Below are 25,454 nucleotides of genomic sequence, written 5' to 3'. Positions count from 1 at the left end.
TCCTTTGAAAATTTTAGTTGTTATCCCGGTATTTAATGAATCTAAACATATATTGGAGTGCTTAATTTCATTTCATAAACAAACCTATAAAAACATTAAGTGGATTTTAGTCAATGATTCTTCTACAGATAATTCCAAAGAAATTATAGAAGAATTTATCAAAGATAAGCCAGCGTTCCATCTCATTAATTTAGTAAATAAATCAGAGCATAGACCGGGAGCCAAAGTAGTAAAAACTTTTTATGAAGGATTAAATTCTCTTTCTTGGAAAGAATACGACAGTATAGTTAAATTGGATGCAGATATTATTATTCCTGATAACTATTTTGAAATTATTGTCAAAGAATTACAGAATAATCCAAATGTAGGTATTATTGGTGGTTTAGTATACATTAAAAAAGGGAATAATTGGGTTTATGAAAATATTTCTAATAAAAAACATGTTAGAGGGCCTATAAAAACTTATAGAAAAGAATGTTTCATTGACATTGGCGGTATTCGGATGACATTAGGATGGGATAATCTGGATATTTTATTAGCCCATATGCATCATTGGGAAGTGAAAGTTATTAATGATCTATGCGTAAAACATGTAAAGCCAACGGCGCATGTATATAAGTCTACTAAAGCAAAAAAGTTGGGTGAATATTTTTATAATATCGGTCTTAATAAGAGGTTAGCTTTTATATCCTGCGCAAAAGCCTCATGGAAAGATAAATCAATATACCATTTTTTTATTTCATTTAAAACTTTTCTTTCTTTTGAAAAATTAAAAAAGGAACGAGCTATAAACGATCAAGAAATAAAATTTATACAAAAATTTCGTTGGAATCAAATCATGAAAAAATTTAAGTATTGATATCTTTAAAATTTGTTGATTGTAAAATATTTAATTTTTTAAAAAATCATCAATTGAGCAAAGATTTAAAAGATCGTTTCTATAGGTGTCTAAAAAAGTATAATCCAAATTGGGTATATCTTCAGTAATAATAGAATTAAAAACGGAAGGTAAAACCTCATTGGAAGGTTTATTTTGAACAACTCCAAGGCCATGATCGGTATCTAAAACTGAAACGGTTAACTCAGGATGGTTTTTTCTTAAAAAAACGATTGTTTTCCAAACATCTCCATTCCAAATATTTTTCCAATTTTTATCTGAGGATAATTTTATTCTAGCTTCTTCTATATTTGCAGCAGGATAAGCAGCTATTTTATCAAGTGGATTGCAATCGTGTAAAATAATAACACCCTTTTCGGAGGAATATTTTAAAGCATTTAATGTATCTTTAAGCGATTGTTGATAAGTATGCAATCCATCAATAAACGTAAGATTTATAGGATTTTTTTTGAGAAGTGTATGATGATCTTCAAAAAATTGATCGCTAGTCATCTCAAAGAATTTATTTTTAAAATTATGCGGATTCTTATATAAATATCTAATTTTTTTTATAAAACTAAAATTGAAATAAGGATCTACAGCATATCTATTTTTTGCCCCTATTATATTAAAAAAGCACTTTCCTCTATTTACACCAATTTCCAAATAATTTTCAACGTCATAATTTTTAATAATGTAATTTAAAACTTGAACTCTTGTTATCATAAGGTTTTCAATATTTTTTTATTTATATATTTGTATAAGTTTTTATATCATGTAAATGTACAACATTGTAAGTATAATTGTTACCTATAATGGTGAAAAATGGATAAAAAAATGTTTGGATTCTTTACTTGCATCTAGCATACTTACAGATATTTATATAATTGATAATAATTCTACGGATAATACTTTAAATATTATTAAATCTTATCCGAATGTTTCTGTAATCAAAAGCGATTGTAATTTAGGATTTGGAAAAGCGAATAATTTTTTATTAAAAAAATTATATAAAGAAAAAAAATACTCTTATTACTTTTTAATTAATCAAGATGCTTGGGTAGATAAAAGCTGCTTACAATTATTGGTTGAATTTTCCGTAAAAAATCCAACTTATGGTATTGTAAGTCCTATACATTACACGAATAATTTCTCTGTTATTGATTTTAATTTTAAAGAATATCTAGCTAAAAGCAGAGAAATATCAGACGAAATTTATGAAACTGATTTTGTTAATGCGGCTTTTTGGTTAATAAGCAAAGATTGTATTGAAAAGGTGGGATTATTTAATCCGTATTTTATACATTACGGTGAGGATAAAAATTATTGTAATCGCGTCGTTTATTACGGAAAGAAAATAGGCATATTAAAAAATGCTAAAGCCAATCATGATAGACAGAAAACAACAGATTTCAAAAAAATTCAAAAATTGTCTATGATAAAGTTAGATAGTATATTTTTAAATCCGAATAATAATCTATGGAAAGCATATGCCAGAGCGCTGATAAACGTTTGGGGCATTCCTAAATATTATAGTAAAACATTATCTATAAAAAATTCTATCTTATTATTTAATACATTAATAGGTCACTATATAAAATTACTTTTCTCAGAAAAAATCAGAGTAAACCGAAAAGAACAAATTGAAAACGTATTTAGCATAAATTAAATGGGCATTGTAGCACGTCAAGGAATAAAATATAGTATTATCAGTTATCTTAGCTTTTTATTAGGTACATTTTCAACAATATTCATATATCCTTCTAATCCGGAATTCCTAGGTAAACTTAGATTTATACAACCATCAGCAGAAATTATATGTCCATTTGTTCTCTTTGGTCTTAGCTATGCGAATATAAAATATCATCAAAAATTAAAAACTAAAAATCAACATTTAGATTTTCTTTGGGTTTCGATCCAATTTGTTTTAATTAATTTTATTTTTATAACATTTATTTATTGGCTATTTGCACAAATATTTCCAAACATTAAAGTTTCCGATTCTTGGAATATGAAGCAATATATAATACCGGTAGCTTTATCGCTTGCATTAACCCAGCTTTTATCTAAATATATATCGAATTTAAAACGAATTACTGTACCGGGAATTTTTGAAAATTTTTTTCCAAAGCTAGGAGCTTTAACTGCTTTTATTTCTTGTGTTTATTTAGGTATATCTCAAAAAAAAGCTCTTTACTTATTTACTTCTTTTTTTACTTTAGCAATGGTAGGAATGTTTTATTACTTCATAAAACTGAATAAAGATAAAAAAAGCGGGTCATTGAGCATTCTTCGAGATAAAACCCTACGATCAAACATGTTTAATTTCTGTTTATTTTCAGTTCTTGGAAGTATCGGAAATAGACTGGCACTACAAATTGATAATTTAATGATACCTGAACTACTCGATTTTAAACAAAACGGTATCTATTCAATATTAACTTCTATTGTAGGTTTTCTTACCGTTCCTTTAATGGGAATATTTACCATTTCGGGACCTATTATAGTAGAGAAACTTGAAAATAATAAGTTGGATGAATTAAATGAATTTTATAAAAAGGTATCTAAATTTTTGTTTCTTTTCGGTACTATCTTATTAGCTTGTATCTTAGCAGGAATCGATTATTTATTTATTTTTATGAAAAATGGTAAAGAATTGGCAGATGCAAAAATTATTATTTACATTCTAGGAGCAGCCACCTTATTTGATTTGGCTACAGGTTTTAATAGTAATATAATTTCCTATTCTAAATATTTCAGATTCAATATTTATGCTATGTTATTTCTCGCCGTATTTACTATTATATCGAATATCATTTTTATCACATATTTTAAATTGGGTATTGAAGGAATAGCATTAGCCACAGCAATATCTTTGACCTTATTTAATTTAATTAAGTTAGAATTCAACTATCGAAAGTTTGGTATACATCCCTTTTCTAAAGATAATATCTATATTTTTCTAACAGGAATTATAAGTGTGATAGTTGTATATTATTTACCTGATTTCTCTAATAATCTTATTAATTTATTCACTAAACCGGGAATAATTTTAATTTTATTTTTGCTAGCTAACAGTTGGTTTCAATTTATCCCAATAAAAGAACTCCTATCAACAAATTATAAAAACTTTTTAACCGGAAAAAAATAAAACTATAATTTTTCTCAATATAATCAATTATATTTTTCATATGTGTTAAATATTTATTGATTTTAATGTATTTTTGTTAAGTAAAATATATATATGAAACTTTTCTATACTTATTTTTTACTAATATTTACAATTACAATATTTTCTCAAGATAGAAAACAAATTAAAGGTAAAGTGTATATATTAGATCAACATTATGAAACAGTTTCGGGTATTTATGTAAAAAATATTTCTACTAATTATACAATCTTAACCGATATTACCGGAAATTTTACCATTCCTGCGCAAATCGGCGATCCTATAATGTTTCAATCTTATAATATTGAAAAAAGAACTGTTTTAGTTACTCAAGAAATGTTTACCAAACTGGAAATGAAAATCCAATTAGATATTAAAGAAAAGCAATTAGAAGATATTTATATCAGTCCCTTTAAAACATATGGAAGCATTGAATTGGATGTAAAAAGAATTCCAATGATGAATAAAACCAATAAAATATTAAAGAAATTAGGAAATTTAAACCCTACGCAAAAATTGGATGGAAGTACGGATATTGATTCTGAATTAGCAAAAGTATCATCCATGAAATTTGGTATTGAAGGAATTTTAGACTTTATTTCCGGAGATGCTAAGCGAAAAGAGCGACTATCAATTTTTGAAGAACAATCCAATAACATAAAAAATATAAGAGAATATTTTGGAGATAATTACTTTGAAGAATTAGGTCTTAAAAAAAATGAGATCAATGATTTTATACTATATATCTATCTTAATCACAATTTAAAATTTTATTACGATCACAATAATTATTTTCAAATCCTATCTATTTTCGATAAAAATATTTTAATTTATAAATCCAGAAAAAATAAAACTAATACTACAATTCCAAAAGTTGGAAAACCTTATTTTCCTCAATAATTTCCTTTCATTGTTTTTTATTCTTATAGTCCATTTGGTTTATTAATTTTTAAACTTTATTTTTATACATTTAAAGACATTAATTCTGATGTATAAGAAAATAAACAAGTTCCTTTCAATTGTTTTTAAACCATCAATTATATATAAATATTTTTTTAATATTTCACCGTTATATATAAGAACAACTGGAAATATCAAATATGTCTCTGAAGATGTATATAAAATAATTGTAGAAATTCCCTTATCTTATAAAAATAGGAATTATGCAGGTACTATGTTTGGAGGTAGTATCCTATCAGCAACAGATCCCATATATATGCTACAACTTATACATATATTAGGAAGTGAATATATTATCTGGGATAAATCGGTTTCAGCTGAATATATTAAGCCGATAAATCAAAAAGCAATAGCAATATTTGAATTCCAAAGAGAAGAAATAGAACAAATTAAAGAATCTGTTAAAAAAAATAATGAAATCACTTTAAATAAGAAATTGCACATAACCAATAAACTGGGTAATGTTTTTTGTTATATGGAAAAAATAATATATATAGCAGATAAAAATTATTACAAAGAAAAAGTTAGAAATAAAAATATTACAATTCATAAAGTAAAGGACACTGTATCCATTTTATAACATATAAATTCACCAAATATCTTTTTTATTCTAACTTAAGTTTAATAATATTAGATATCAAGATATATTAATAATTGTTCTACAGAACAATAAACTAAGTTAAATCAATGCAATCCTTTAAAATCCTTTAATTTTTTTGTCAATTCTGGAACGATTTCAAATAAATCTCCAACTACTCCGTAATTAGCAGATTTGAAAAAAGGAGATTGAGGATCATTGTTAATTACAACAATAGTTTTACTTTTAGTAACTCCTGCTAAATGCTGAATAGCCCCCGATATGCCAATGGCTATATATAATTTTGGAGAAATAATTTTACCTGTTTGACCAACATGTTCAGAATGAGGCCTCCAACCTAAATCGGCAACTGGCTTTGAACATGCCGTTGCAGCACCCAATACTTTCGCTAAATCTTCAATAATTCCCCAATTTTCGGGACCTTTCATGCCTCTTCCTGCACCTACAACTAATTCAGCTTCTTTTACATCTAGTTTATCTGAGCTAACTTCTTCATTTTTAACAATATAATTAGAATCTATAGGTGTATTTAAAACAATTTTTTCTTCTATACCCGAAACAGGACTTTCTTTAGCACCTACAGAATTTACGGAAAGGGTAAGCACTATAGTTGGTTGATCCGTTTCTACAACAGCAATTCCTTTTCCTGAAAAAACAGATCTTTTTACTCTAAAAGGAGAAGTTGAAAGAGGAGCTGAAATAGTTTGAGTTATATAAGCTGCCGATTTTTCTTTTACTATGTAAGGAGCTATAGAAACACTCTCATTAGTATGAGAAAATAATATATAATTACCATCTATTAAGTTAGAAATTACCGAAGCATAGGTTCTTGGATTAAATGACTTCAAAGACTCATCTTTAACATTTAAAACTTTAGATGCTCCATATGTAAATAATAGTTCTGAAGAATCCTCAGCATTAATAGTGATTGCTGTAACAGAATCACCTAATGAATCGGCTAAATTTTTTGCATAAGATATAACTTCATAACTAACTTTTTTAAATTTTCCTTGAGAATTCTCTATATATACGTAAATCATTTTTTAAATATCGGTTAAAAATTAGTAAATAGAAATATTTAAATAACTTTAGCTTCCTCATGAAGAAGACGAACTAATTCATCCAAGTTATCTTTATCAATTAAAACGACATTAGCTCTTGAAGCAGGTTTTTCAAATTCAATAATGGAAACCTTATTTCCGGAAAATTTAGGTTCAATTACCTGGAATGGTTTAGATTTCGCTGACATAATGCCTCTAATATTAGGAATTTTTAATTGATTTTCCGGAACGAACCCCTCCTGCCCGGCTAAAACAGCGGGTAATTCTATGGAAATTGTTTCTTTTCCATTATCTATTTCGCGAGTAACCTGAATTGTTTTTCCTTCGATTTCCAAGCCTGTAACAGCATTTACGAAAGGATAATTTAATTCAGCAGCCACTAATCCGGGAACTACTCCCCCATTATAATCTATCGATTCTTTTCCTAAAAGAATTAAGTCATATTCACCCTCTTTTGCAACAGAAGCTATTTCTTTAGCTACTAATTCACTATCCTTAGGTTCCTCATTTATACGTATGGCATTATTGGCTCCAATAGCTAATGCTTTTCGCATTACCGGTTCTACCGAAGCATCTCCTACTGATATAATAGTTATTTCTGCCCCAAGCTTTTCTTGTAAGTGCAAAGCTTTACTTAAACAATATTCATCTTGAGGATTTATTATATATTGAATTCCATTTTTATCGAATTCCTTACTATCGTTTGTAAAATTTATTTTAGATGTCGTATCCGGTACGCTACTAATGGCTACTAATATTTTCATAACGTATTTTTTCTAGCAACTAATTTACTTAAAAAAATGATCTATTCCTAACTAATTTCCTTTTTTAATTAGAATTAATTTAAAAAGATTTTAGAACTCTATTTACTAACGCTATATGGTAAAATTTATCTTTTTTCTCAAAAATTTAAATTTAAAAAAAACTAGAATATGTTAAAAGTATGGAGTAATTAAAAAAATATAATTCCCTTTTCTATATACGGATAAATTTCAATAAAAAATCATATATATAAAGAGAATTATTTAATATGATAATTTAATTGTAAAGAGTTATATTAGAACACTTATTTATTTAGAGTAAATTCTTTATACAATTTGTGAAGTAAGGCCTTTTTGTAGTAAAGCTCGGTTTATAGGTATGAGCTTTTCTAAAGAACCTTTTTTCACTTCACATTTTCCTTTATAGTGTACTAAGAATGTACATTGCTGAGCTTGTTCCAAGGTATGCTCACATATTTCTATTAAACAATCAATTACATAATCGAAAGTATTATGATCGTCATTATGCAAAACAATCACATGTGGAACAGCTTCTTCAACAACTGTATCAACACTTTCCTGTTCTTTCCATTTGGGTAGATTATTGTATATCATCTTTATATAATAAAATTGAAATCCAATTGTTTCTGTTTAATTTTTGATCAAATTTTAAGCCATATTTAGATGATTCTGCAATAATGTCATCAAAATCATGCTCAAAAATCCCACTAACTAGTAATTGTCCATTCGGAAGTAAATTTTCGGCATATTTTGACATATCTTTTAATAAAATATTTTTATTAATATTCGCTAAAATTATATCAAATGCATGATTTCCCAATAAATTAGCATCACCTAATTTTATGTCTATATCAACCCCATTTTTTTTTGAGTTTTCCAAAGCATTACCATAAGACCATTCATCAATATCAATAGCTTCGACATAATGAGCACCTCTCATTTTAGCAAAAATAGCCAATACACCAGTTCCGCTTCCCATATCCAACACCTCTTTTCCTTCAAAATTCATGGACAACATGGTATGAAGCATATTATATGTCGTTTCGTGATGACCGGTTCCAAAAGACATTTTCGGCTCTATTTTTATCGGAAAAGGAAATTCATTACGGATAGGATGAAAATCTGCATATAAATAAATCTGATTTTCAATGATTACAGGCGGAAAATTCTTTTCCCACTCTTCATTCCAATTTATATCCGGAGATAATTTTTTTTCATAAGTAATAGATACATCTGATGAAGACATGATTGGCAACTCTTTAATTAATTGTTCCTCTTCTTCTTCAACTTTTATATAGGTCAAAAATCCTGTTTCAGTTTCAACAAAACTTTCAAAGGGTAATTCTGAGAGATAGGCTAATAAAATATCTCTCCATGGTTCTAATGGGCTTATATGAAAATGGTATTCTGTGTATTTCATTTAATTTTTTAAATATGGCAAATTTAAAAAATTAAAAACAGTTTATACTTTCACAGATACTATTAATTTGAGACGATCTAAAAGCTTTCATCAAATAAAAAATTAACAAAGATCCTTTATTCATACCTTATTATTGGAAAAATATCAATGTAATAATTGAATTTAGTTAACTAAATTTATTTCATTACTTTTACGGTTATATGTATAGATTAATTAAATTATTTACCTTATTTACTTTCATGCCCATAGTTTACGGACAACAATTGGTTTTAACAGACAGTATTACTCTGGATGTTTCTGATTCATACACTTTTTATCAAGCAGATATTTTCAACTCTTTTTACTTTGTTTCACAAAAAGATAACTCCTTATTAAAATACGATAAGAATTCTAACAATAAATATATTCTGCAAAATTTTGATTCTTTAAAAAAACTTTTCATAGTAAATCCCCTATTTTTGGTTGTTCTGGATAAATTCAACAATATTCTTGATTTCTACGATGATAAGTTAATCAGTACTCAAGATAGAATATCAATTTTCTCAAATCAAATTATAAACCCCGAACTTATATATGTAAAAAATAATAGGTCCCTACTCTACTTTGATGAATTAAAATCTGAGAGTTTTATTCAATATGATTATAGAGTTCAAAAAGATATAATTTCTTCGAATGCATTACCCCATGAATTACTTGAAAATTATATAAAAAAAGATATCTATAGTTCCAAACAATCGAAATTTATACTTTTAAAATCAAAAGAGTTTTCTAATGAATCAAATAATTATAAAATAGTTAAGCAAAACAATAAACATGTGTATACTTATGACATTCCGCATCTCGATATCTACGGTTGGAATGAACAGAATTTTTATTGGATCAATAAAGATTTTCTATATTATTATGATTTTGAAAATGCCCCAATACAAATACGTTTACCGATGGTCGGGGGAAAATATTATATTTTAAATAAATATTTATTTCTATGGAAATCTAAGGTTATGTACCTTTACAAAATAGAAACAGAATAATAAATTTATTTATAATGCATATTGCCATCACCGGAAATATAGGAGCAGGAAAAACTACTTTAACCAAATTATTAGCTAATAATTATCACTGGATTGCTCAATTTGAAGATGCAGATCAAAATCCCTATTTAGATGATTTTTATTATGATATGGCTAAATGGTCTTTTAACCTTCAAATCTATTTTTTAAGTTCACGATTTAAGCAAATAAAAGAAATTCGAGAAAATAAAAAAAATATAATTCAAGACAGAACCATATACGAAGATGTGTATATTTTTGCTTCCAATCTTCATGAAATGGGACTTATGCAAACCAGAGATTATAATAATTATCTGAATCTTTTTAATTTAATGAAAGATTATATCCAACCACCGGATCTGCTTATCTATCTTCGTGCATCCGTTCCGACATTAGTTAATCAAATTCAAAAAAGAGGTAGAGAGTACGAAACGTCCATAAGCATTGAATATCTTCTACGATTGAACGAAAAATATGAAGAATGGATTTCCAATTATAAGGAAGGAAAATTATTAATCATTGATGTAGATAATATGGACTTTGTTGATAATAAGGAAGATTTAGGAATAATTATAGACAAGGTAGAGGCCAATATCCACGGTTTATTTTAAAATTATTTAATATCAAAAAAATACTAAATAACTAAATAAAAAATTATTTGGTATTTTTAAATATGAAATGAAGAGAAAAACTAGTAACAATTTTTTCATTGATGCTAGTTTGCCACTTCACTTATAAATTTAATTCTCATGATTCTTAATTCATCTTCAGAATAATCATCACCAAATTCCTCGAGTAAAACAGACATTTTATCGCTATCAGACTCCATTAAAAAATCAATTATTTCTTCTTGCTGTTCTTCATCTAATAGTTCATCAACATAATAGCCAATATTTAATTTAGTTCCCTGATAAACAATACTTTCCATTTCGCCTAGCAAATCATTTATTGTTAAATCTTTTGCCTTGGCAATATCTTCAAAGTCTAATTTCCTATCCGTACTTTGAATTATAAAAACTTTATGAGATGATTTATTAGCTACTTGTTTTATTATTAAATCATTTGGTCTTTCAATATCATTTTCTTCAACATATTTGGCTATATATTCTACAAATTCTTTTCCGAATTTTTTTGCTTTCCCCTCTCCTACTCCAAAAACGTTAGATAACTCTGAAATAGTTGTAGGATAGTGTAAGGCCATATCTTCCAAACTAGGGTCTTGAAAAACTGCAAATGGAGGAATAGCATTCTTTTTCGCTACTCTTTTTCGTATTTCTTTTAAATCATCAAATAACTTCTTATCTAATGCATTACTTACTGCGGCTATAGGCGTAGCAACTGATGTTTCCATTTCTTTTTCAAAGTCAATATCCTCTGCAATTTGAATCTCTTTAGGATTTTTTATAAAATCTTTACCGAAAGAAGATAATTTAAGAATGCCATAAGTTTCAATATCTTTTAAAAGAAAATTATTTACAATAGCTTGGCGTATAATAGATTTCCAAAAATTATCGGATTTATTTTTTCCAAATCCGAAATAATCTTCTAAGCTAAGTTTATACGATTTGGTTATGGCTGATTCTTTTCCAACGGCTACATTCACTAAATCTTTTAATTTTAATTTTTCTTTCGTTTTTTCCACGACAGAAAGCATTTGCTTCATATCATCAGATACATCTACTAAAATTTTAGGATTCATGGAATTATCATCCATTTTAGCTCCTAAACCGTTTTTTTCATCAAATTCTTCACCGAAATAATGAAGTAAATATTTACGTCTGGACATAGAGGTTTCTGCATAGCCTACCACTTCTTGCAACAATTGTAAGCCGACTTCTCTTTCTGAAACGGGTTTGGATGCAAGGAATTTTTCAAGTTTTTCAATGTCTTTATAATCATAAAATGCTAGGCAATAACCTTCACCACCATCTCTACCTGCACGCCCCGTTTCTTGATAATAACTCTCTAAACTTTTAGGAATATCATAATGAATAACAAAACGTACGTCGGGCTTATCAATACCCATTCCAAAGGCAATGGTTGCACATATCACATCTGTTTCTTCCATTAAAAATTTATCCTGATGAGCTGCTCTGGATTTGCTATCTAACCCTGCATGGTAAGGTAAAGCGTTTATGCCATTAACCTTTAATAATTCAGCCAATTCTTCAACCTTTTTCCTACTCAAACAATAAATTATACCGGATTTACCCGGATTTTCTTTAATATATTTTATAATCTGCTTTTCAGGATTGATTTTTGATCTTATTTCGTAATATAGGTTAGGCCTATTAAAAGAAGATTTGAAAATCTTAGCTCCTGTCATTCCTAAGGTTTTTTGAATATCATCTTGTACTTTAGGAGTTGCCGTAGCGGTTAAGGCAATAATAGGCGTTTTACCGATTTTTTCAATTATATATCTTAAATTTCTATATTCAGGTCTAAAATCATGTCCCCATTCTGAAATACAATGAGCTTCATCAATAGCAAAAAATGATAATTTTATAGTTTTTAAAAATTCTATATATTCTTCTTTAGTAAGAGATTCGGGCGCAACATAAAGCAATTTTGTCGTACCGGATAGTATATCATCTTTTACTTTTTTAATTTCAGTTTTATTTAATGAGGAATTAAGCACATGTGCTATTCCTTCACAAGATGAGATTCCTCTCACAGCGTCAACTTGATTTTTCATTAACGCTATTAAAGGAGAAACTACAATTGCAGTTCCTTCCAATAATAAGGCAGGTAACTGGTAACATAAGGACTTTCCTCCACCTGTAGGCATTAATACAAATACATCATTGCCGCCCAACAAATTAGTAATTACTTCTTCTTGCGGCCCCTTAAATGAATTAAAACCAAAATATTTTTTTAATAATTTAGGCAAGTCTTTTTCCAAAGATTTCATTCTTAAACTTTAGTTTTTTTTTAAATTTGCTGTTTATTAAATTAAAAATACAACAAATTTTTTAAACAAAAAAAATTATTTATTTTGGATGATCAAAAGATACTAAAAGCAGGCAAAGATACTATATTATTTGAGATAACTGAATTACAATCATTATACAGCCGTTTGGACAATAATTTTATCAAAGCAGTTCGCTATATTCTTGATTGTAAAGGTAAACTGATTTTATGCGGCGTTGGAAAAAGTGCTCATATAGCTAATAAATTAGTAGCAACTTTTAATTCAACCGGTACTCCCTCTCAATTTCTACATGCGGCTGAAGCTAAACATGGTGATTTAGGAATTATAGATAAAAATGATGTAATAATCTGCATTTCTAACAGTGGAACCTCATCTGAGATTCAGGAAATTGTCCCTTTTCTTAAAGATTATTCGTCCGTTTTAATAGCAATGACTTCGAACAAAAATTGCTTATTGGCAGAACTCGCCAACGTGGTTCTTGATACCTATGTTGAAAAAGAAGCAGATCCTAATAATCTGGCACCTACTACTTCTACTATTGTTCAACTAGCATTGGGAGATGCCTTGGCCGTTGCCCTACTTCAAGCTAAAAATTTCAAATCTTCAGATTTTGCCAAATATCATCCGGGAGGAGCTCTAGGTAAAAAACTTTTATTAAAAGTCGAACAGCTAGTAAAGCCTGATCGAAGACCGGAAATACCACAATCTGCTCATCTTAAAGAAATAATAAATTCTTTAACATATTCCTCTTATGGAATTACTGTTGTAACCGAACATAATAAAGTGAGAGGAGTTATTACTGATGGAGATGTAAGAAGAACTTTAGCCAAAGATGTAGACTATAATCAAATCATCGCTAAAGATATAATGTCGGTAAGCCCTAAAACCATTCAGAAAAATGAATTAGCCAGTCATGCTTTTGAACAGCTAAAGAACAATCAAATTGGCCAGTTAGTAGTGTTAGATGGAGAAAATTATGTCGGCATTATTGATCTGCATACCCTTTTGGATAATGGTTTTAAATAAAATTAAATAAATTAGTATCTTTATTAACTGAAAGAACTGAATGGCTAAAAAGAAAGCAAATGATAATGCAAGCATGCCGTTTCTAGCTCATGTTGGCGTATTAAGAAAACACATTTTACGTTCATTAGTAGCTATATGTTTGGGAGCATGCTTAGTCGGATATAAAATTCATTTTGTTATGGATCATATTATTTTTGGTCCGATTCATAAAGATTTTATTACCTTTAAGTTGATGAATGCGATAGGTCGGCTATTTAGTTCTTCAGATGTATTCGAAATGCCTGATGAATTTCCTATACAAGTTCGTAAAATATTCGAACAACTAAATACTGCCTTTTATGTTTCTGTGGTGGGAGGATTTATTTTAGTGTTTCCATATGTTATTTATGAAATGTGGAAATTTATTTCTCCCGGATTAAAACCTAACGAGAAGAAAAATTCGTTGCTATTTTATTTAAGCACCTATTTTCTTTTCATTATCGGTTGTTGTTTCGGATATTTTTTTGTGACTCCGCTAACCATGCATTTTGGTTATTTTTTCAATATCTCCGAAACAATTAAAGTAAATATAGATCTTTCCAGCTATATAAGAATTTTATTACAGACAGTTTTAGGTATGGGAATAATTTTCCTTCTTCCTATCATCGTTTACATTTTGACAAGCATTGGTATACTAACACCTAAATTTTTGAAAAAATACCGCAGACACGCATTGGTTGTTATCTTAATTCTTGCAGGCTTTATAACTCCGGGTGATATTCCTTCCATGCTTGTTGCTTCCTGTCCCTTATACCTATTATATGAAGCAAGCATAATAGTTTCCAGTTTAGTTTACAAAAGAAATAAATTGGATGGTTCAAAAGTAAATTCTTAGGAAATAATTATTATTTAAATTCACTTAAAATATTTTTAACTTCTTCTAAATAGTAACTACCAAATAAAATTGAGTGCACTAATAACGGATACAATTGGGTATAGGATATACGTTCTTCCCATCCTTTAGTTAATGGATAGGCCTTATCATAAGCTTCATAAAAATAGGTGGAAAATCCTCCGAATAATCGGGTCATTCCTAAATCCATCTCTCTATGTCCGTAATAAACCGCAGGATCTATTACTACGGGTTCCCCCCTGTCGGAAATTAAAAAATTTCCTCCCCATAAGTCACCATGAACTAAAGAGGGTATTTCATGAGGAAAAATATCATCTATTTTTTTATAAAAATTTTCCGCAGCCTGTACTTCTTCAGAATGTAGAGCATTCATATCAACAAGCTTTTTAATCAAGGGTTCTAAATGATATTGAGCATAAAATTTTCCCCAAGTTGAAGCTTGCGTATTTTTTTGTGGTAAACGTCCAATATAGTTATCACTATCAAACCCAAAATATGGTTGGCGGATTTTATGCATAGAAGCAAGAGATTCTCCAAAGTTTTCCCATATTTGCTTAGTGGGCTCTCCTTTCTTAATCAACTCCAGAATTAAATATTGCTCATTAGCGCTTTCTTCAACTTTAATAATTTTAGGAGTTTTCAACTTATGAGTTTCAGCAATGGTTTTCAACCCTTTAACTTCATCTTTGAACATTCCTGGAAATTCTTTGACATTATTAGTCTTCATAAAAAAATTACCTTCGTCACTCTCTAACAGAAAAGATTTATTCGTATCTCCTCCTGAAATCGGTCTATATTTTTTGATTTTTACAGGAAGATGCTTTATCATATGTTGCAAATCCATTTTTATGTGTTTTTATTAATTAATTTATTTTATATTATTGTTTAAAATAATAAATTAAATTTTCTTACTTCATAAAAATACTTACGATATTATTTTAGTTAAATTATCTTTTAAGAATCTCTTACAAATTTTTAAGATAAATAATAAAATTCTCTATACGTATATTTTATTTTGTATTTGTAATACTATCACATTCTGCAATATATACACCAATTTTTTTTTTTAAATAAAAAAAAATCATTTTTTAATTAGGTAATGGTTATTCTTACTATATTTAAATATTCTAATACCACTAATTTTTTTAATCATATAAAAAATAAATACATGAAAAACAAGATAATATTCCTTTCTTCTTTAGTTATAATGTCATTAAATCATTTCATTTCGTGTTCTGATAATAAGAATAATTCTAAAACAACAGACCCATTAGCAGCAGCGGCTTCCATGAGTTCCGAAGATATTCAAAAGGCTAAAGAAGAGGAAATAGCAAACTTACCCGAAAATATTTTTATTATCGAAGGAAATGATGCTATGCAATTCAATTTACATGAATTAAAGGCTAAAGCTGGAAAACCCATAACGTTAACTCTTAAGCACGTTGGTAAGGCAAGTATTAAAGATATGGGACATAATATTGTAATTTTAAAGCCCGGAACAAATTTAAATGAATTTGCAAGCAGAGCAGCAAACGACGTTAATGATAATTATATTCCTAAAAACGATCCTTCCATAATAGCACATACAAAGTTATTAGGAGGAGGTGAACAAGATACTATTACTTTTACTATAGATGATAAAGGTACTTACGATTTTTTATGTACCTTTCCTGCACATAGTGCAACGATGAAAGGTAAATTGATCGTAGAATAATATTCGAAATAAAAAAACAGGATACTCAATCCTGTTTTTTTATGATAGTTAAATTGTTATTTTATTTTAGGAGATTGTAAATAAAAATTTTTGGCTGTTTTTAAAATGTATTCCTCATTCGTTTCCGAATATTCAATGCTTGATTTCTGATAAGATGTTGTATCATTATAAAGTTTACGATAAATATTTGACCTAACAAAAGGATAATAGTTACTTTTCTTTACTAGTAACATTAATACCGTTAGTAAATCTTTATCGTTTTTATCAGTGGATTTATAGAAATCTATAATAAATGGAATGGATTCAATGGCATTGATATCAATCAATGCTTTTTTTAAATTTAGTCCCATTTTTTGATTCTTTACAGATGTTTCTTGTATTAGTTCCTGCACAATTTTTCTATTCTCTTTTAAAAATTTTTGTTGTCTTAAACTCCATTTTGGATAATTAGCAGTTAGAGGCAACATTCCAAAAATTTTATTTTCTAAATTAAAATTTAATGAATCAAGGATAAAATTTGAAGATTTAATTTCAGGATAAACCATTGTATAAGTAAATTTTTCTTTTACAGAGAGTTTATTGAAATCTTTTTCTGATAAATAAATTTCTTCATTTGGTGTCTCCTCTACCTCATCAAGATTGTTTTTCATTCTCGATTTTGCTATTAGCTTTTCGAGTTTAACAAGACTATAAGAAGGTTTTGAGTTTTCTGTACGATGATTATATAAGGAACTGTTTGTAAATAGAGAATCAACTGGCTTAGCATTTTCTGCTTCTTGTGCAATATTAACATTAAACATCAACAGAACAATAAGTAAATATCTTTCTTTCATAAGCGTATATGTATATAATAATTAGTTTTTTATAAGACAAAATATCAAATTCTATGATTGTAATAATCGGAATTCATTCTAAGAAAAGATCAAAAAATTTATTTCCAATATTATTTTATCTAAATAATTATTAGATGATCGAATTAATTTTAAATTTTAGGTATTTTTAGCTATTTAAAAATTTATAAACTTAAACTTTGCATATTATGTTGATAAATTAGATAAATGTGTAGGTGTAGTCACTTTATAATTTATACATAAAATCATACTACAAAACTTTAAAAATAAAATTTATATGTTAATAATAAAAATAATAATTTATAAAATTATTCGAGCAAATCATTTGCAATATAAACAATAATTTATAATAAATCCTAAGGTATTTACACTGAATTAAATAATAATTGTTATAATTTTATTATTTTTAAATAAAAAAATGGGAATAACACAATTAAATATAAATATATTATTTATATAAATTACTTTATTTATATGTCATTATTAGACACTTAACACACAAAAACAATTAAATTAACACATATAAATTCAAATATTTATTATAATAAGATATTAATTTATAAAAATAACTTTGTTCTTATACAATTTTAATATATCCTATAACTATTTATATTAAATAAAAAAGGGAAAAAGTAAATATTCCTATTACACAATTCCCCATTTATTTTTATTATTTAGTTCTTTAATTTAAATAATTCTAATTAATTTTCTCATTCATATATCTTATCAATTTAAATAGAGTATAATTGATAAATATTCTAAAATTGGAAGTATTAATGACTAATTCAATGTCGATTTAATAATATTTTGAGACCTTTCAGGGCCTACAGATACTAAATAAATATCAACACCTAAATATTCTTCGATAAATTGTAAATACTTTTTAGCGGAATCGGGTAGATTTTCGAAAGATTTAACATCTGAAATGTTTTCATTCCAACCTTCCAATTCTTTATATATTACTTCATAAGTCGATAATTCTTCAATTGTTGAAGGAAAAACTTCAGTACTATTTCCCTCAGGAGTTTGATAAGCTATACCTACTTTGATTTTTTCAAAATTGCTTAATACATCCAACTTTGTTATAACTAAATGGGTAATACCATTAATCATACAAGAATATCGCAGAGCAACCAAATCCAACCATCCACAACGGCGTGGACGTCCTGTGGATGCGCCATATTCATTTCCTATTTTACGAATAAGTTCTCCAGTTTTATTTTCCAATTCAGTAGGAAAAGCCCCATTTCCTACTCGCGTACAATAGGCTTTGGATACACCTATTAAATTTTTTAAACTAGTTGGTGGAACTCCGGCTCCAACAGTTGTTCCTCCTGTTGTCGGTGATGAAGAAGTTACATACGGATAGGTTCCGAAATCAATATCCAACATGAGAGCTTGAGCTCCTTCAAAAAGAACATTTTTTTGATCCTTTATTGCGTGATTAATATCGTATTCCGAATCTATAATTCGATTTTTAAGTCTTTTACCATAATCAACATATTTTTCATAAATATCTTCAAAGAAAAGAGGTTTTTTAGAAAAAAGTTTTTCAAATAAAACGTTTTTGACTGCAAGGTTCTCTTTAATTTTTATTTTTAAAACCTCTGGATTCAGCAAATCTATAGCTCTGATTCCTATTCTTGCTACCTTATCTTCATAACAGGGACCTATACCTCTTTTTGTTGTTCCAATCTGTGAATTTCCTGCAATTTCTTCTCTATAAGTATCTAGTAATATATGATAAGGCATAATAATATGTGCTCTACTACTTATGAATACATGATCAGTACTTAATCCTCTTTTTTCAATAGCTTCAATTTCATTAAAAAATGCTTCAGGATTAACTACAACTCCATTACCTATAATACATTTCCCTTTACATTGAAGTACTCCTGATGGCAATAGATGTAAAACAAATTTATCTTCTCCGACATATACAGTATGTCCAGCATTATTTCCTCCTTGATAACGTACGACATAATCTGATTTTTCAGCTAAGACGTCCGTAATTTTTCCTTTTCCTTCGTCGCCCCATTGTAGACCGACAACCACGTATGTTGACATATTTAGTTTAATTTTATTTAGTTAACTTAAAAAAATAATTAAAAATTTTACTCTTTTTACAAAAATAATTGAATATTAGAAACAAATAATGTTTTATAAAAAATACTGGCTTTTATTAATAATATAAAAATTTTATTTTTACTTTTTTATAGATAAAATTTTACGATCTATAATGGAAATAAATTATAATACCGAAAATATTTAAACTTTAATCTATTTAATTATTAATATTATTTTAAATTCATTTTACAGGAATATCTTTTAAAATTAGTAATAAATAATTCCAAAATTTCTGCACGGATGAAATGCTAACCTTTTCTTTAGGAGAATGTGCTCCTTTTATAGTAGGTCCGAATGAAATCATATCTAAATTAGGGTATTTTTCACCTATAATGCCACATTCCAATCCTGCATGACAAGCTTGAACTGATGGTTTTTCACCATGTTCTTTTTCATAAATTTTTTCAGCTATAGATAAAATTTCTGAAGAAGGATTAGGTTTCCAGCCGGGATATGAGCCGGATAGTTCAACTTTCATCCCAGCTAATTCGAATGCTGCTTTAACTGAAGAAGCAACCCATATTTTTGAACTCTCCACGGAAGATCGTGTTAGACATTGTATTTCTGCTTTTCCATTTTCTACTTGAACTCTAGCTATATTATTCGAAGCTTCAACCAATCCTTCTATATCCGGGCTCATTCGCAAAACTCCATTATGAACTGCTTGTAAACTAGAGATAAACTTTTTACTATCCTCATTACTCAGTCCTATAGTAGCTTTATCTATTGAGGTAAGATTACATGTCAAATTAGAGTCTATAGAATTAAATTCTAATTTTATCTTACTATAGAGGATTTCAAATCGATTTTCAAGCTGGTCTTTCTTATCTTGAGAGATTGAAAAAACTGCATGAGCTTCTCGGGGAATAGCATTTCTTAATCCTCCCCCATCAAATGAAACTAAACGGATATCCAAATCTAAGAAATCATATAAAAATCTATTTAATAATTTATTGGAATTACCCAAACCTTTATGAATTTCCATACCTGAATGACCTCCATGTAAACCGGAAAGCTTTATTTCATAAGTTAAAAAGTTTTTATCGATTTCTTTTTCTTCATATTTTGCCCGTGCAGTCACATCAATTCCTCCAGCACAACCTATATCTATTTCATCATCTTCTTCTGTATCTAAATTTAATAAAATATCACCAGTTAAAAGTCCTTCACCTAATTCAAAAGCGCCGGTCATTCCAGTTTCTTCATCAATAGTGAACAAAGCCTCAATAGCCGGATGTTCAATTTCATTTGAAGATAACACACTCATAATAGCAGCTACTCCAATTCCATTATCTGCTCCTAAAGTCGTTCCCAATGCATGAACCCAATCACCCTCATATGTCATTTTAATCCCTTGAGTTTCAAAATCAAATTCTACGTCATTGTTTTTTTGGCATACCATATCTAAGTGAGACTGTAAAACAACCTTCTTTCTATTTTCAAAACCTGGAGTTGCTGATTTCTTTATAATAACATTGCCGCATTTATCTTCAATAGTTTCAAGTTTTAATGAAGCTCCAAAATTTTTTATAAATTTTATAATTTTATCTTCTTTTTTTGATGGTCTTGGAATTTCATTTAAATCAGCAAAATGATTCCATATTCTTTCTGGTTTTAAATTTCTGATATTGTTGGTATCCATATTTTAATACACATAAATTTTAATTAACAAATTTCGTTTTTTTTATAAAAAAACACCAAAAATTTAATCTAATAATTAATGGATATGTGATTTTTGTTCTCTTAGATTCTTAAAATTAACCATAATAAAGTTTAATAAATATTACTATTTTACAAAACTTCCAATTGAGTACTATCAAAATTTATAGTCTATTATAACAAAATTTTATTTATAAAAAACATCATTTAAGTCTATGAAATATGTAAAGAGTTTAAGTATTATTAGTATTTTTGAAAAATAAAATATATAATTAAATGAATACCAGATATATCACTTTAGACAAAAATTTATTCATAAAAAATAGAAAAAAATTTGTCCAAAGAATGGCTCCAAATTCAGTTGCAATATTTAATAGCAATGACATTTATCCCATAAGTGCAGATAGTACTTTACCTTTCCAACAACAAAGAGATTTATTTTATCTATCAGGAATAGATCAAGAAGAATCTATATTAGTAATATGTCCATATGCTTACTTAGAGGAACATAGAGAAATGTTGTTTATACGTGAAACAAATGAACATATTGCTATTTGGGAAGGAGAAAAATATTCAAAAGAACAAGCAACGGAAGTATCCGGAATTAAAAATGTATACTGGCTTCAAGATTTTGAAAGAATTATGGAAATGGTGGTGGTTCAAATGGATAATATATACATTAATATTAATGAACATTATCGAGCTGAAAAAGTAGTTGAAACAAGAGAGGATCGTTTTATAAAAAAATTGCAAAATAAATATCGAGGACATTGTTATTTAAGAAGTAACCCCATATTACAACATTTACGATCTATAAAAGAACCAGAAGAGATTAACGCTATTCAACATGCTTGTGATATTACGGAAAAAGGATTTAGAAGAATACTACCATTTATTAAGCCTGGCGTTTGGGAATATGAAATTGAAGCTGAATTAATCTATGAATTTATTAAAAACCGTTCAAAAGGTTGGGCCTACACTCCTATTATCGCCTCGGGTAATAATAGTAATGTTTTACATTATATCTTAAATAATAAAGAATGTAAAGATGGAGATGTTGTTTTATTAGATGTAGGAGCTGAATATGCCAATTATTCATCGGACATGACTCGTACATTACCGGTTAACGGAAGGTTTACAGAAAGACAAAAAGAGGTTTATCAGGCGGTTTTGAATGTTAAAAACGAATCAACTAAACTTTTAATTACTGGAAACAACTGGTATAGTTATCATGAGGAAGTAGGAAATATAATGACCGAAGAGTTGTTGAAATTAAAGCTTATAACTTCCGAAGATGTAAAAAACCAAGATCCGAAATGGCCTGCCTACAAAAAATATTTTATGCATGGAAATTCACATCACTTGGGTCTAGATACTCATGATTATGGAATTTTAACTGATTCTTTCGTTCCGAATATGGTATTTACAGTAGAACCGGGTATATACATTCCTGAAGAAGGGTTTGGAATTAGAATTGAAGATAATGTAGTTATACAGCCAAGTGGAAATCCTCATAATTTAATGAGAAATATTCCAATTGAAATAGAAGAATTGGAAGATCTTATGAATTCATAATAGTTGAATTTAAATCAAACCTAAAAAACCTAAAACCTATGTTTAATTATGAAAAAATCGATCGTGTTTAGAAAATTTCAAAAGATGATGATTTTTACAACTATTATTATAAACCTCAAAAACCGGTTGTAATTGAAAAATTAACTGAAGATTGGCCTGCCTATAAAAATGGAACTTTGATTATATAAAAAAGATCGCCGGAGATAAGATTGTTCCATCATATAATAACGATCCTGTGAGTGCAGATAAGAAAGTAAACAAACCCGATGCAAGAATGAAAATGGAGGACTATATCGATATGCTTCAAAAAGGTCCTGCGAATTTAAGAATATTTTTATTTAACATTTTAAAGCAAGTTTCGACCATGCAAGACGATTTTCAATTTCCTGATCTGAGCTTACATTTATTTAAAAGTTTGCCTATGTTATTTTTTTGAGGTGCCGGATCTAATGTATTTATGTATTTTGATATTGACTTAGCAAACATTTTACATTTTCATTTCGCAGGGGAAAAGCAATGTATATTAATTAAGCCTCAAGAAACTAAATATATGTATAAAATCCCTTATGCCACTATTTGTCGATAAGATATAGATTTTGATAATCCTGATTTTGATAAATGGCCCGGATTACATTATATTACTCCTTGATAAAGCTCATTTATCTCATGGAGAAATGTTGTATATGCCTGAATGGTGGCATTATTTGCAATACCTAACTCCTAGTTTTTTTTATAAGCTTGCAATCTTTAGCTAAAAGACCAGCTAATTTCACTAGAGCACTCTTGAACATTTTTATAAAACGAAATTACGATAATTTTATGAGAAAAAGGCATGGTCAAATTTGTGTTCTTCTTCTATTTTATATAATTAAAATTATACATTTTTCATAAAAAAGCGCTTGTATAGTATGTTAATTTTATGAATAGTAAATGATTATTTTCATAAATAAGAAAAGAAAATTAGTATAATGTTGTTTTGTTATTTCTCTAAATTTTTTACTGCTTAAAACCAAGGAATAATTTCTATAATATCAATAAAATTATTATGTTTTGTAATCATTATTTATTTATTCAATGTTTTTTAATAATCAAGCTATAAATTATTAAGATATTTTTTGTTTTGAATACAATTTATTATTACATTTGAGCAAAACAATATATAATATTTGTAATATGGTAACATTGCTTTATATTGATACCTGGCCGTTTATCAAGTTTATAGGTTTTATTCTATTTTTATTAATAGCTTTTATTGGGTTTTGGTGTCTTACTTTCTTAGTATGTATTCTTCCCTACTGGTTAACTTATGGAATAGCCGAGAATAAAGGTAAAATAAATGCAAACGTTCTACCCGAAAATGTTAAGTCAAAAACACTTCCTCAACAAATGAATGTAGAGGTAGTTTATAAGAAATAAAAATATATTATAAAAAAAGCTGCTATATAGCAGCTTTTTTTTCAAAACTAATAGATTTTAAATTATTTTATTTCATTTAAAATTTTCACTGTATCATTAGCTATTTCTAATTCTTCATTAGTAGGAATAATCATTATTTTTACTTTTGAATCATTAGTTTGAATTTCTTCAACCTTATCCGGTCCGCTAAATTCAATATTCTTAGTTTCATCTAATTTTATACCTAAATATTCCAGATCTTTACAGATCATTGATCTAAGCTGAGTATCATTTTCACCAATTCCTGCGGTAAAGACGATCGCATCAACCCCATTTAAAGCGGCTATATAGGCACCTATATATTTTTTTACTCGATAGGAATATAAATCTAAACATAAAATGGCATTAGAGTCACCGTTTTTATACATTTCATCTACATCTCTTGCATCACTTCTTCCAGTAAGTCCTAACATTCCTGATTTTTTATTTAAAAGATCATCCAACTCTTCAAATTTCACACCACATTCTCTTACCATATAAAATAAAACAGAAGGATCAATATCTCCACTTCTTGTTCCCATAACTAATCCATTCAGTGGAGTAAAACCCATTGAAGTATCAATACTTTCACCTTTTTCATTTATTGCAGTTATGCTTGATCCATTACCTAAATGAATGGTTATAATTTTTGCTTCTTGATTATTTAAATGTTCTACCGCTTGTCTTCTCACATATTTATGACTAGTACCATGAGCTCCGTAAGATCTTATCTTGTAATCTGTGTAGAAATGGTTGGGAATTGCATATCTGAAGGCTTTTGGCGGCATTGTAAGATGAAAAGCTGTATCAAACACAGCTATTTGTGGTATATCAGGAAAAAATTTTTGTGCCACTTCAATTCCTAATAAATTGGCAGGATTATGTAAAGGGGCTAAAGCACTCATTTCTTTAATTTCATTTTTAACTTCTTCGGTAATTAAGACCGGAACATTAAACTTTCCTCCCCCTTGTACTATTCTATGCCCTACTCCTTTAATTTCTGATGGCCCATTTATAACTCCGAAATCATCGGCAGTTAATAATTCTACTATAAGTTTCATTCCCTCTACATGAGTGGGAAATTCTTGATGTAATTGTTTTTTATCTGAAACACCGTTTTTCAGATATTTATGAGTTATACTTCCTCCTGAAGTACCTATTCTTTCTACCAATCCTTTAGCAATTACGGAGTCAGAATCCATATTAAGTAATTGATATTTTATTGATGAACTTCCAGCATTAATGACTAATATTAACATCCTTTAATTTTTACTTTTACTTTACTGCAAAAGTATGGCTTTTAAATATTTTGAAAAAATTAAATTTAT

24 protein-coding genes are annotated in these 25,454 nt (G+C 28.0%); 13 read left to right on the top strand and 11 right to left on the bottom strand.

Annotation, left to right across the window (positions count from 1 at the left end):
* The first annotated feature begins 4 nt into the window (after nucleotides 1–4).
* On the top strand, nucleotides 5–859 hold the full coding sequence (locus Q0T35_RS09620) for a glycosyltransferase family A protein (protein ID WP_293918406.1): 855 nt from the start codon (nucleotides 5–7) through the stop codon (nucleotides 857–859).
* A 30-nt stretch (nucleotides 860–889) separates the two neighbouring features.
* Here Q0T35_RS09620 and Q0T35_RS09615 read toward each other — a convergent pair whose 3' ends face one another.
* Nucleotides 890–1,603 carry a class I SAM-dependent methyltransferase gene (locus Q0T35_RS09615; protein ID WP_293918408.1) on the bottom strand — a complete coding sequence of 238 codons (714 nt, stop codon included), beginning with the start codon at nucleotides 1,601–1,603 and terminating at the stop codon, nucleotides 890–892.
* Nucleotides 1,604–1,658: 55 nt separating this feature from the next.
* Here Q0T35_RS09615 and Q0T35_RS09610 point away from each other — a divergent pair, with 55 nt between their 5' ends.
* From Q0T35_RS09610 to Q0T35_RS09595, 4 genes are all read left to right on the top strand, one after another.
* The gene (locus Q0T35_RS09610; RefSeq protein ID WP_293918410.1) at nucleotides 1,659–2,546 is read left to right on the top strand and encodes a glycosyltransferase; all 888 of its coding nucleotides are present in this window, start codon (nucleotides 1,659–1,661) and stop codon (nucleotides 2,544–2,546) included.
* Nucleotides 2,547–4,028: a lipopolysaccharide biosynthesis protein gene (locus tag Q0T35_RS09605; protein WP_293918412.1), complete on the top strand. Its 1,482-nt coding sequence runs from the start codon at nucleotides 2,547–2,549 to the stop codon at nucleotides 4,026–4,028.
* A 93-nt stretch (nucleotides 4,029–4,121) separates the two neighbouring features.
* On the top strand, nucleotides 4,122–4,946 hold the full coding sequence (locus tag Q0T35_RS09600) for a hypothetical protein (protein WP_295842810.1): 825 nt from the start codon (nucleotides 4,122–4,124) through the stop codon (nucleotides 4,944–4,946).
* 88 nt (nucleotides 4,947–5,034) lie between these two features.
* Nucleotides 5,035–5,586 (top strand): DUF4442 domain-containing protein, encoded by a 552-nt coding sequence (locus Q0T35_RS09595; protein WP_293918416.1) that lies wholly within the window; start codon nucleotides 5,035–5,037, stop codon nucleotides 5,584–5,586.
* A gap of 104 nt (nucleotides 5,587–5,690) precedes the next feature.
* Here the strand turns inward: Q0T35_RS09595 and Q0T35_RS09590 are convergent, their stop codons facing one another.
* The 4 genes from Q0T35_RS09590 to prmA all read right to left on the bottom strand — a co-directional run bounded on the left by Q0T35_RS09590 (nucleotide 5,691) and on the right by prmA (nucleotide 8,867).
* On the bottom strand, nucleotides 5,691–6,644 hold the full coding sequence (locus Q0T35_RS09590; RefSeq protein WP_295812701.1) for an electron transfer flavoprotein subunit alpha/FixB family protein: 954 nt from the start codon (nucleotides 6,642–6,644) through the stop codon (nucleotides 5,691–5,693).
* 38 nt (nucleotides 6,645–6,682) lie between these two features.
* The gene (locus tag Q0T35_RS09585; protein WP_295812697.1) at nucleotides 6,683–7,429 is read right to left on the bottom strand and encodes an electron transfer flavoprotein subunit beta/FixA family protein; all 747 of its coding nucleotides are present in this window, start codon (nucleotides 7,427–7,429) and stop codon (nucleotides 6,683–6,685) included.
* A gap of 324 nt (nucleotides 7,430–7,753) precedes the next feature.
* The gene (locus Q0T35_RS09580; protein ID WP_293918422.1) at nucleotides 7,754–8,041 is read right to left on the bottom strand and encodes an ATP-dependent Clp protease adaptor ClpS; all 288 of its coding nucleotides are present in this window, start codon (nucleotides 8,039–8,041) and stop codon (nucleotides 7,754–7,756) included.
* Nucleotides 8,028–8,867 (bottom strand): 50S ribosomal protein L11 methyltransferase, encoded by an 840-nt coding sequence (gene prmA / locus Q0T35_RS09575; RefSeq protein ID WP_293918424.1) that lies wholly within the window; start codon nucleotides 8,865–8,867, stop codon nucleotides 8,028–8,030. Before prmA ends, Q0T35_RS09580 begins: the two co-directional genes overlap by 14 nt.
* Before the next feature lie 200 nt (nucleotides 8,868–9,067).
* On the opposite strand from prmA, the gene Q0T35_RS09570 reads away from it, so the two are divergent.
* Together Q0T35_RS09570 and Q0T35_RS09565 are read left to right on the top strand one after the other, a co-directional pair.
* A complete protein-coding gene (locus Q0T35_RS09570) occupies nucleotides 9,068–9,898 on the top strand; it encodes a hypothetical protein (protein WP_295812693.1) in 831 nt (276 codons plus the stop codon).
* 14 nt (nucleotides 9,899–9,912) lie between these two features.
* The gene (locus Q0T35_RS09565; RefSeq protein ID WP_293918428.1) at nucleotides 9,913–10,527 is read left to right on the top strand and encodes a deoxynucleoside kinase; all 615 of its coding nucleotides are present in this window, start codon (nucleotides 9,913–9,915) and stop codon (nucleotides 10,525–10,527) included.
* A gap of 104 nt (nucleotides 10,528–10,631) precedes the next feature.
* Here the strand turns inward: Q0T35_RS09565 and recQ are convergent, their stop codons facing one another.
* The gene (gene recQ, locus Q0T35_RS09560; RefSeq protein WP_293918430.1) at nucleotides 10,632–12,827 is read right to left on the bottom strand and encodes a DNA helicase RecQ; all 2,196 of its coding nucleotides are present in this window, start codon (nucleotides 12,825–12,827) and stop codon (nucleotides 10,632–10,634) included.
* An 84-nt stretch (nucleotides 12,828–12,911) separates the two neighbouring features.
* On the opposite strand from recQ, the gene Q0T35_RS09555 reads away from it, so the two are divergent.
* Nucleotides 12,912–13,874, top strand: a complete 963-nt coding sequence (locus tag Q0T35_RS09555) for a KpsF/GutQ family sugar-phosphate isomerase (RefSeq protein WP_293918432.1) — start codon at nucleotides 12,912–12,914, stop codon at nucleotides 13,872–13,874.
* Between the two features lie 40 nt (nucleotides 13,875–13,914).
* The gene (locus Q0T35_RS09550) at nucleotides 13,915–14,748 is read left to right on the top strand and encodes a twin-arginine translocase subunit TatC (RefSeq protein ID WP_293918434.1); all 834 of its coding nucleotides are present in this window, start codon (nucleotides 13,915–13,917) and stop codon (nucleotides 14,746–14,748) included.
* Nucleotides 14,749–14,758: 10 nt separating this feature from the next.
* Here Q0T35_RS09550 and Q0T35_RS09545 read toward each other — a convergent pair whose 3' ends face one another.
* Nucleotides 14,759–15,610 (bottom strand): fructosamine kinase family protein, encoded by an 852-nt coding sequence (locus tag Q0T35_RS09545; protein ID WP_295812685.1) that lies wholly within the window; start codon nucleotides 15,608–15,610, stop codon nucleotides 14,759–14,761.
* 324 nt (nucleotides 15,611–15,934) lie between these two features.
* Here Q0T35_RS09545 and Q0T35_RS09540 point away from each other — a divergent pair, with 324 nt between their 5' ends.
* A complete protein-coding gene (locus Q0T35_RS09540) occupies nucleotides 15,935–16,480 on the top strand; it encodes an azurin (RefSeq protein ID WP_293917937.1) in 546 nt (181 codons plus the stop codon).
* Between the two features lie 56 nt (nucleotides 16,481–16,536).
* Here the strand turns inward: Q0T35_RS09540 and Q0T35_RS09535 are convergent, their stop codons facing one another.
* The 3 genes from Q0T35_RS09535 to Q0T35_RS09525 form a co-directional block, all read right to left on the bottom strand.
* Nucleotides 16,537–17,313: a hypothetical protein gene (locus Q0T35_RS09535; protein ID WP_295842807.1), complete on the bottom strand. Its 777-nt coding sequence runs from the start codon at nucleotides 17,311–17,313 to the stop codon at nucleotides 16,537–16,539.
* Nucleotides 17,314–18,111: 798 nt separating this feature from the next.
* Nucleotides 18,112–19,398 (bottom strand): adenylosuccinate synthase, encoded by a 1,287-nt coding sequence (locus Q0T35_RS09530; RefSeq protein WP_295842805.1) that lies wholly within the window; start codon nucleotides 19,396–19,398, stop codon nucleotides 18,112–18,114.
* Between the two features lie 241 nt (nucleotides 19,399–19,639).
* Nucleotides 19,640–21,100 carry an aminoacyl-histidine dipeptidase gene (locus Q0T35_RS09525; protein WP_295842803.1) on the bottom strand — a complete coding sequence of 487 codons (1,461 nt, stop codon included), beginning with the start codon at nucleotides 21,098–21,100 and terminating at the stop codon, nucleotides 19,640–19,642.
* 293 nt (nucleotides 21,101–21,393) lie between these two features.
* Here Q0T35_RS09525 and Q0T35_RS09520 point away from each other — a divergent pair, with 293 nt between their 5' ends.
* From Q0T35_RS09520 to Q0T35_RS09510, 3 genes are all read left to right on the top strand, one after another.
* Nucleotides 21,394–22,692: an aminopeptidase P family protein gene (locus Q0T35_RS09520; protein WP_293917929.1), complete on the top strand. Its 1,299-nt coding sequence runs from the start codon at nucleotides 21,394–21,396 to the stop codon at nucleotides 22,690–22,692.
* Nucleotides 22,693–22,927: 235 nt separating this feature from the next.
* Entirely contained in the window at nucleotides 22,928–23,128 is a 201-nt protein-coding gene (locus tag Q0T35_RS11190) for a hypothetical protein (RefSeq protein ID WP_366937737.1), read from the top strand.
* 737 nt (nucleotides 23,129–23,865) lie between these two features.
* Nucleotides 23,866–24,108, top strand: coding sequence for a hypothetical protein (locus Q0T35_RS09510; protein ID WP_295842800.1), 243 nt, complete (start codon nucleotides 23,866–23,868; stop codon nucleotides 24,106–24,108).
* Nucleotides 24,109–24,170: 62 nt separating this feature from the next.
* Here Q0T35_RS09510 and Q0T35_RS09505 read toward each other — a convergent pair whose 3' ends face one another.
* Nucleotides 24,171–25,385 carry an acetate kinase gene (locus tag Q0T35_RS09505; RefSeq protein ID WP_293917925.1) on the bottom strand — a complete coding sequence of 405 codons (1,215 nt, stop codon included), beginning with the start codon at nucleotides 25,383–25,385 and terminating at the stop codon, nucleotides 24,171–24,173.
* Nucleotides 25,386–25,454 lie beyond the last annotated feature (69 nt).

The sequence above is a fragment of the uncultured Apibacter sp. genome (assembly GCF_946479295.1).
Lineage (GTDB): Bacteria > Bacteroidota > Bacteroidia > Flavobacteriales > Weeksellaceae > Apibacter.
The sequence above is the reverse complement of the archived record's forward strand: the minus strand, read 5'-3'. Positions and strand labels throughout refer to the sequence as shown.

Excerpts from the sequence above, each read along its gene's own strand:
- Q0T35_RS09615 (WP_293918408.1), bottom strand. The coding sequence starts at position 1,603 with ATGATAACAAGAGTTCAAGTTTTAAATTACATTATTAAAAATTATGAC.
- Q0T35_RS09610 (WP_293918410.1), top strand. The coding sequence starts at position 1,659 with ATGTACAACATTGTAAGTATAATTGTTACCTATAATGGTGAAAAATGG.
- Q0T35_RS09605 (WP_293918412.1), top strand. The coding sequence starts at position 2,547 with ATGGGCATTGTAGCACGTCAAGGAATAAAATATAGTATTATCAGTTAT.
- Q0T35_RS09600 (WP_295842810.1), top strand. The coding sequence starts at position 4,122 with ATGAAACTTTTCTATACTTATTTTTTACTAATATTTACAATTACAATA.
- Q0T35_RS09595 (WP_293918416.1), top strand. The coding sequence starts at position 5,035 with ATGTATAAGAAAATAAACAAGTTCCTTTCAATTGTTTTTAAACCATCA.
- Q0T35_RS09590 (WP_295812701.1), bottom strand. The coding sequence starts at position 6,644 with ATGATTTACGTATATATAGAGAATTCTCAAGGAAAATTTAAAAAAGTT.
- Q0T35_RS09585 (WP_295812697.1), bottom strand. The coding sequence starts at position 7,429 with ATGAAAATATTAGTAGCCATTAGTAGCGTACCGGATACGACATCTAAA.
- Q0T35_RS09580 (WP_293918422.1), bottom strand. The coding sequence starts at position 8,041 with ATGATATACAATAATCTACCCAAATGGAAAGAACAGGAAAGTGTTGAT.
- prmA (WP_293918424.1), bottom strand. The coding sequence starts at position 8,867 with ATGAAATACACAGAATACCATTTTCATATAAGCCCATTAGAACCATGG.
- Q0T35_RS09570 (WP_295812693.1), top strand. The coding sequence starts at position 9,068 with ATGTATAGATTAATTAAATTATTTACCTTATTTACTTTCATGCCCATA.
- Q0T35_RS09565 (WP_293918428.1), top strand. The coding sequence starts at position 9,913 with ATGCATATTGCCATCACCGGAAATATAGGAGCAGGAAAAACTACTTTA.
- recQ (WP_293918430.1), bottom strand. The coding sequence starts at position 12,827 with ATGAAATCTTTGGAAAAAGACTTGCCTAAATTATTAAAAAAATATTTT.
- Q0T35_RS09550 (WP_293918434.1), top strand. The coding sequence starts at position 13,915 with ATGGCTAAAAAGAAAGCAAATGATAATGCAAGCATGCCGTTTCTAGCT.
- Q0T35_RS09545 (WP_295812685.1), bottom strand. The coding sequence starts at position 15,610 with ATGGATTTGCAACATATGATAAAGCATCTTCCTGTAAAAATCAAAAAA.
- Q0T35_RS09540 (WP_293917937.1), top strand. The coding sequence starts at position 15,935 with ATGAAAAACAAGATAATATTCCTTTCTTCTTTAGTTATAATGTCATTA.
- Q0T35_RS09535 (WP_295842807.1), bottom strand. The coding sequence starts at position 17,313 with ATGAAAGAAAGATATTTACTTATTGTTCTGTTGATGTTTAATGTTAAT.
- Q0T35_RS09530 (WP_295842805.1), bottom strand. The coding sequence starts at position 19,398 with ATGTCAACATACGTGGTTGTCGGTCTACAATGGGGCGACGAAGGAAAA.
- Q0T35_RS09525 (WP_295842803.1), bottom strand. The coding sequence starts at position 21,100 with ATGGATACCAACAATATCAGAAATTTAAAACCAGAAAGAATATGGAAT.
- Q0T35_RS09520 (WP_293917929.1), top strand. The coding sequence starts at position 21,394 with ATGAATACCAGATATATCACTTTAGACAAAAATTTATTCATAAAAAAT.
- Q0T35_RS09510 (WP_295842800.1), top strand. The coding sequence starts at position 23,866 with ATGGTAACATTGCTTTATATTGATACCTGGCCGTTTATCAAGTTTATA.
- Q0T35_RS09505 (WP_293917925.1), bottom strand. The coding sequence starts at position 25,385 with ATGTTAATATTAGTCATTAATGCTGGAAGTTCATCAATAAAATATCAA.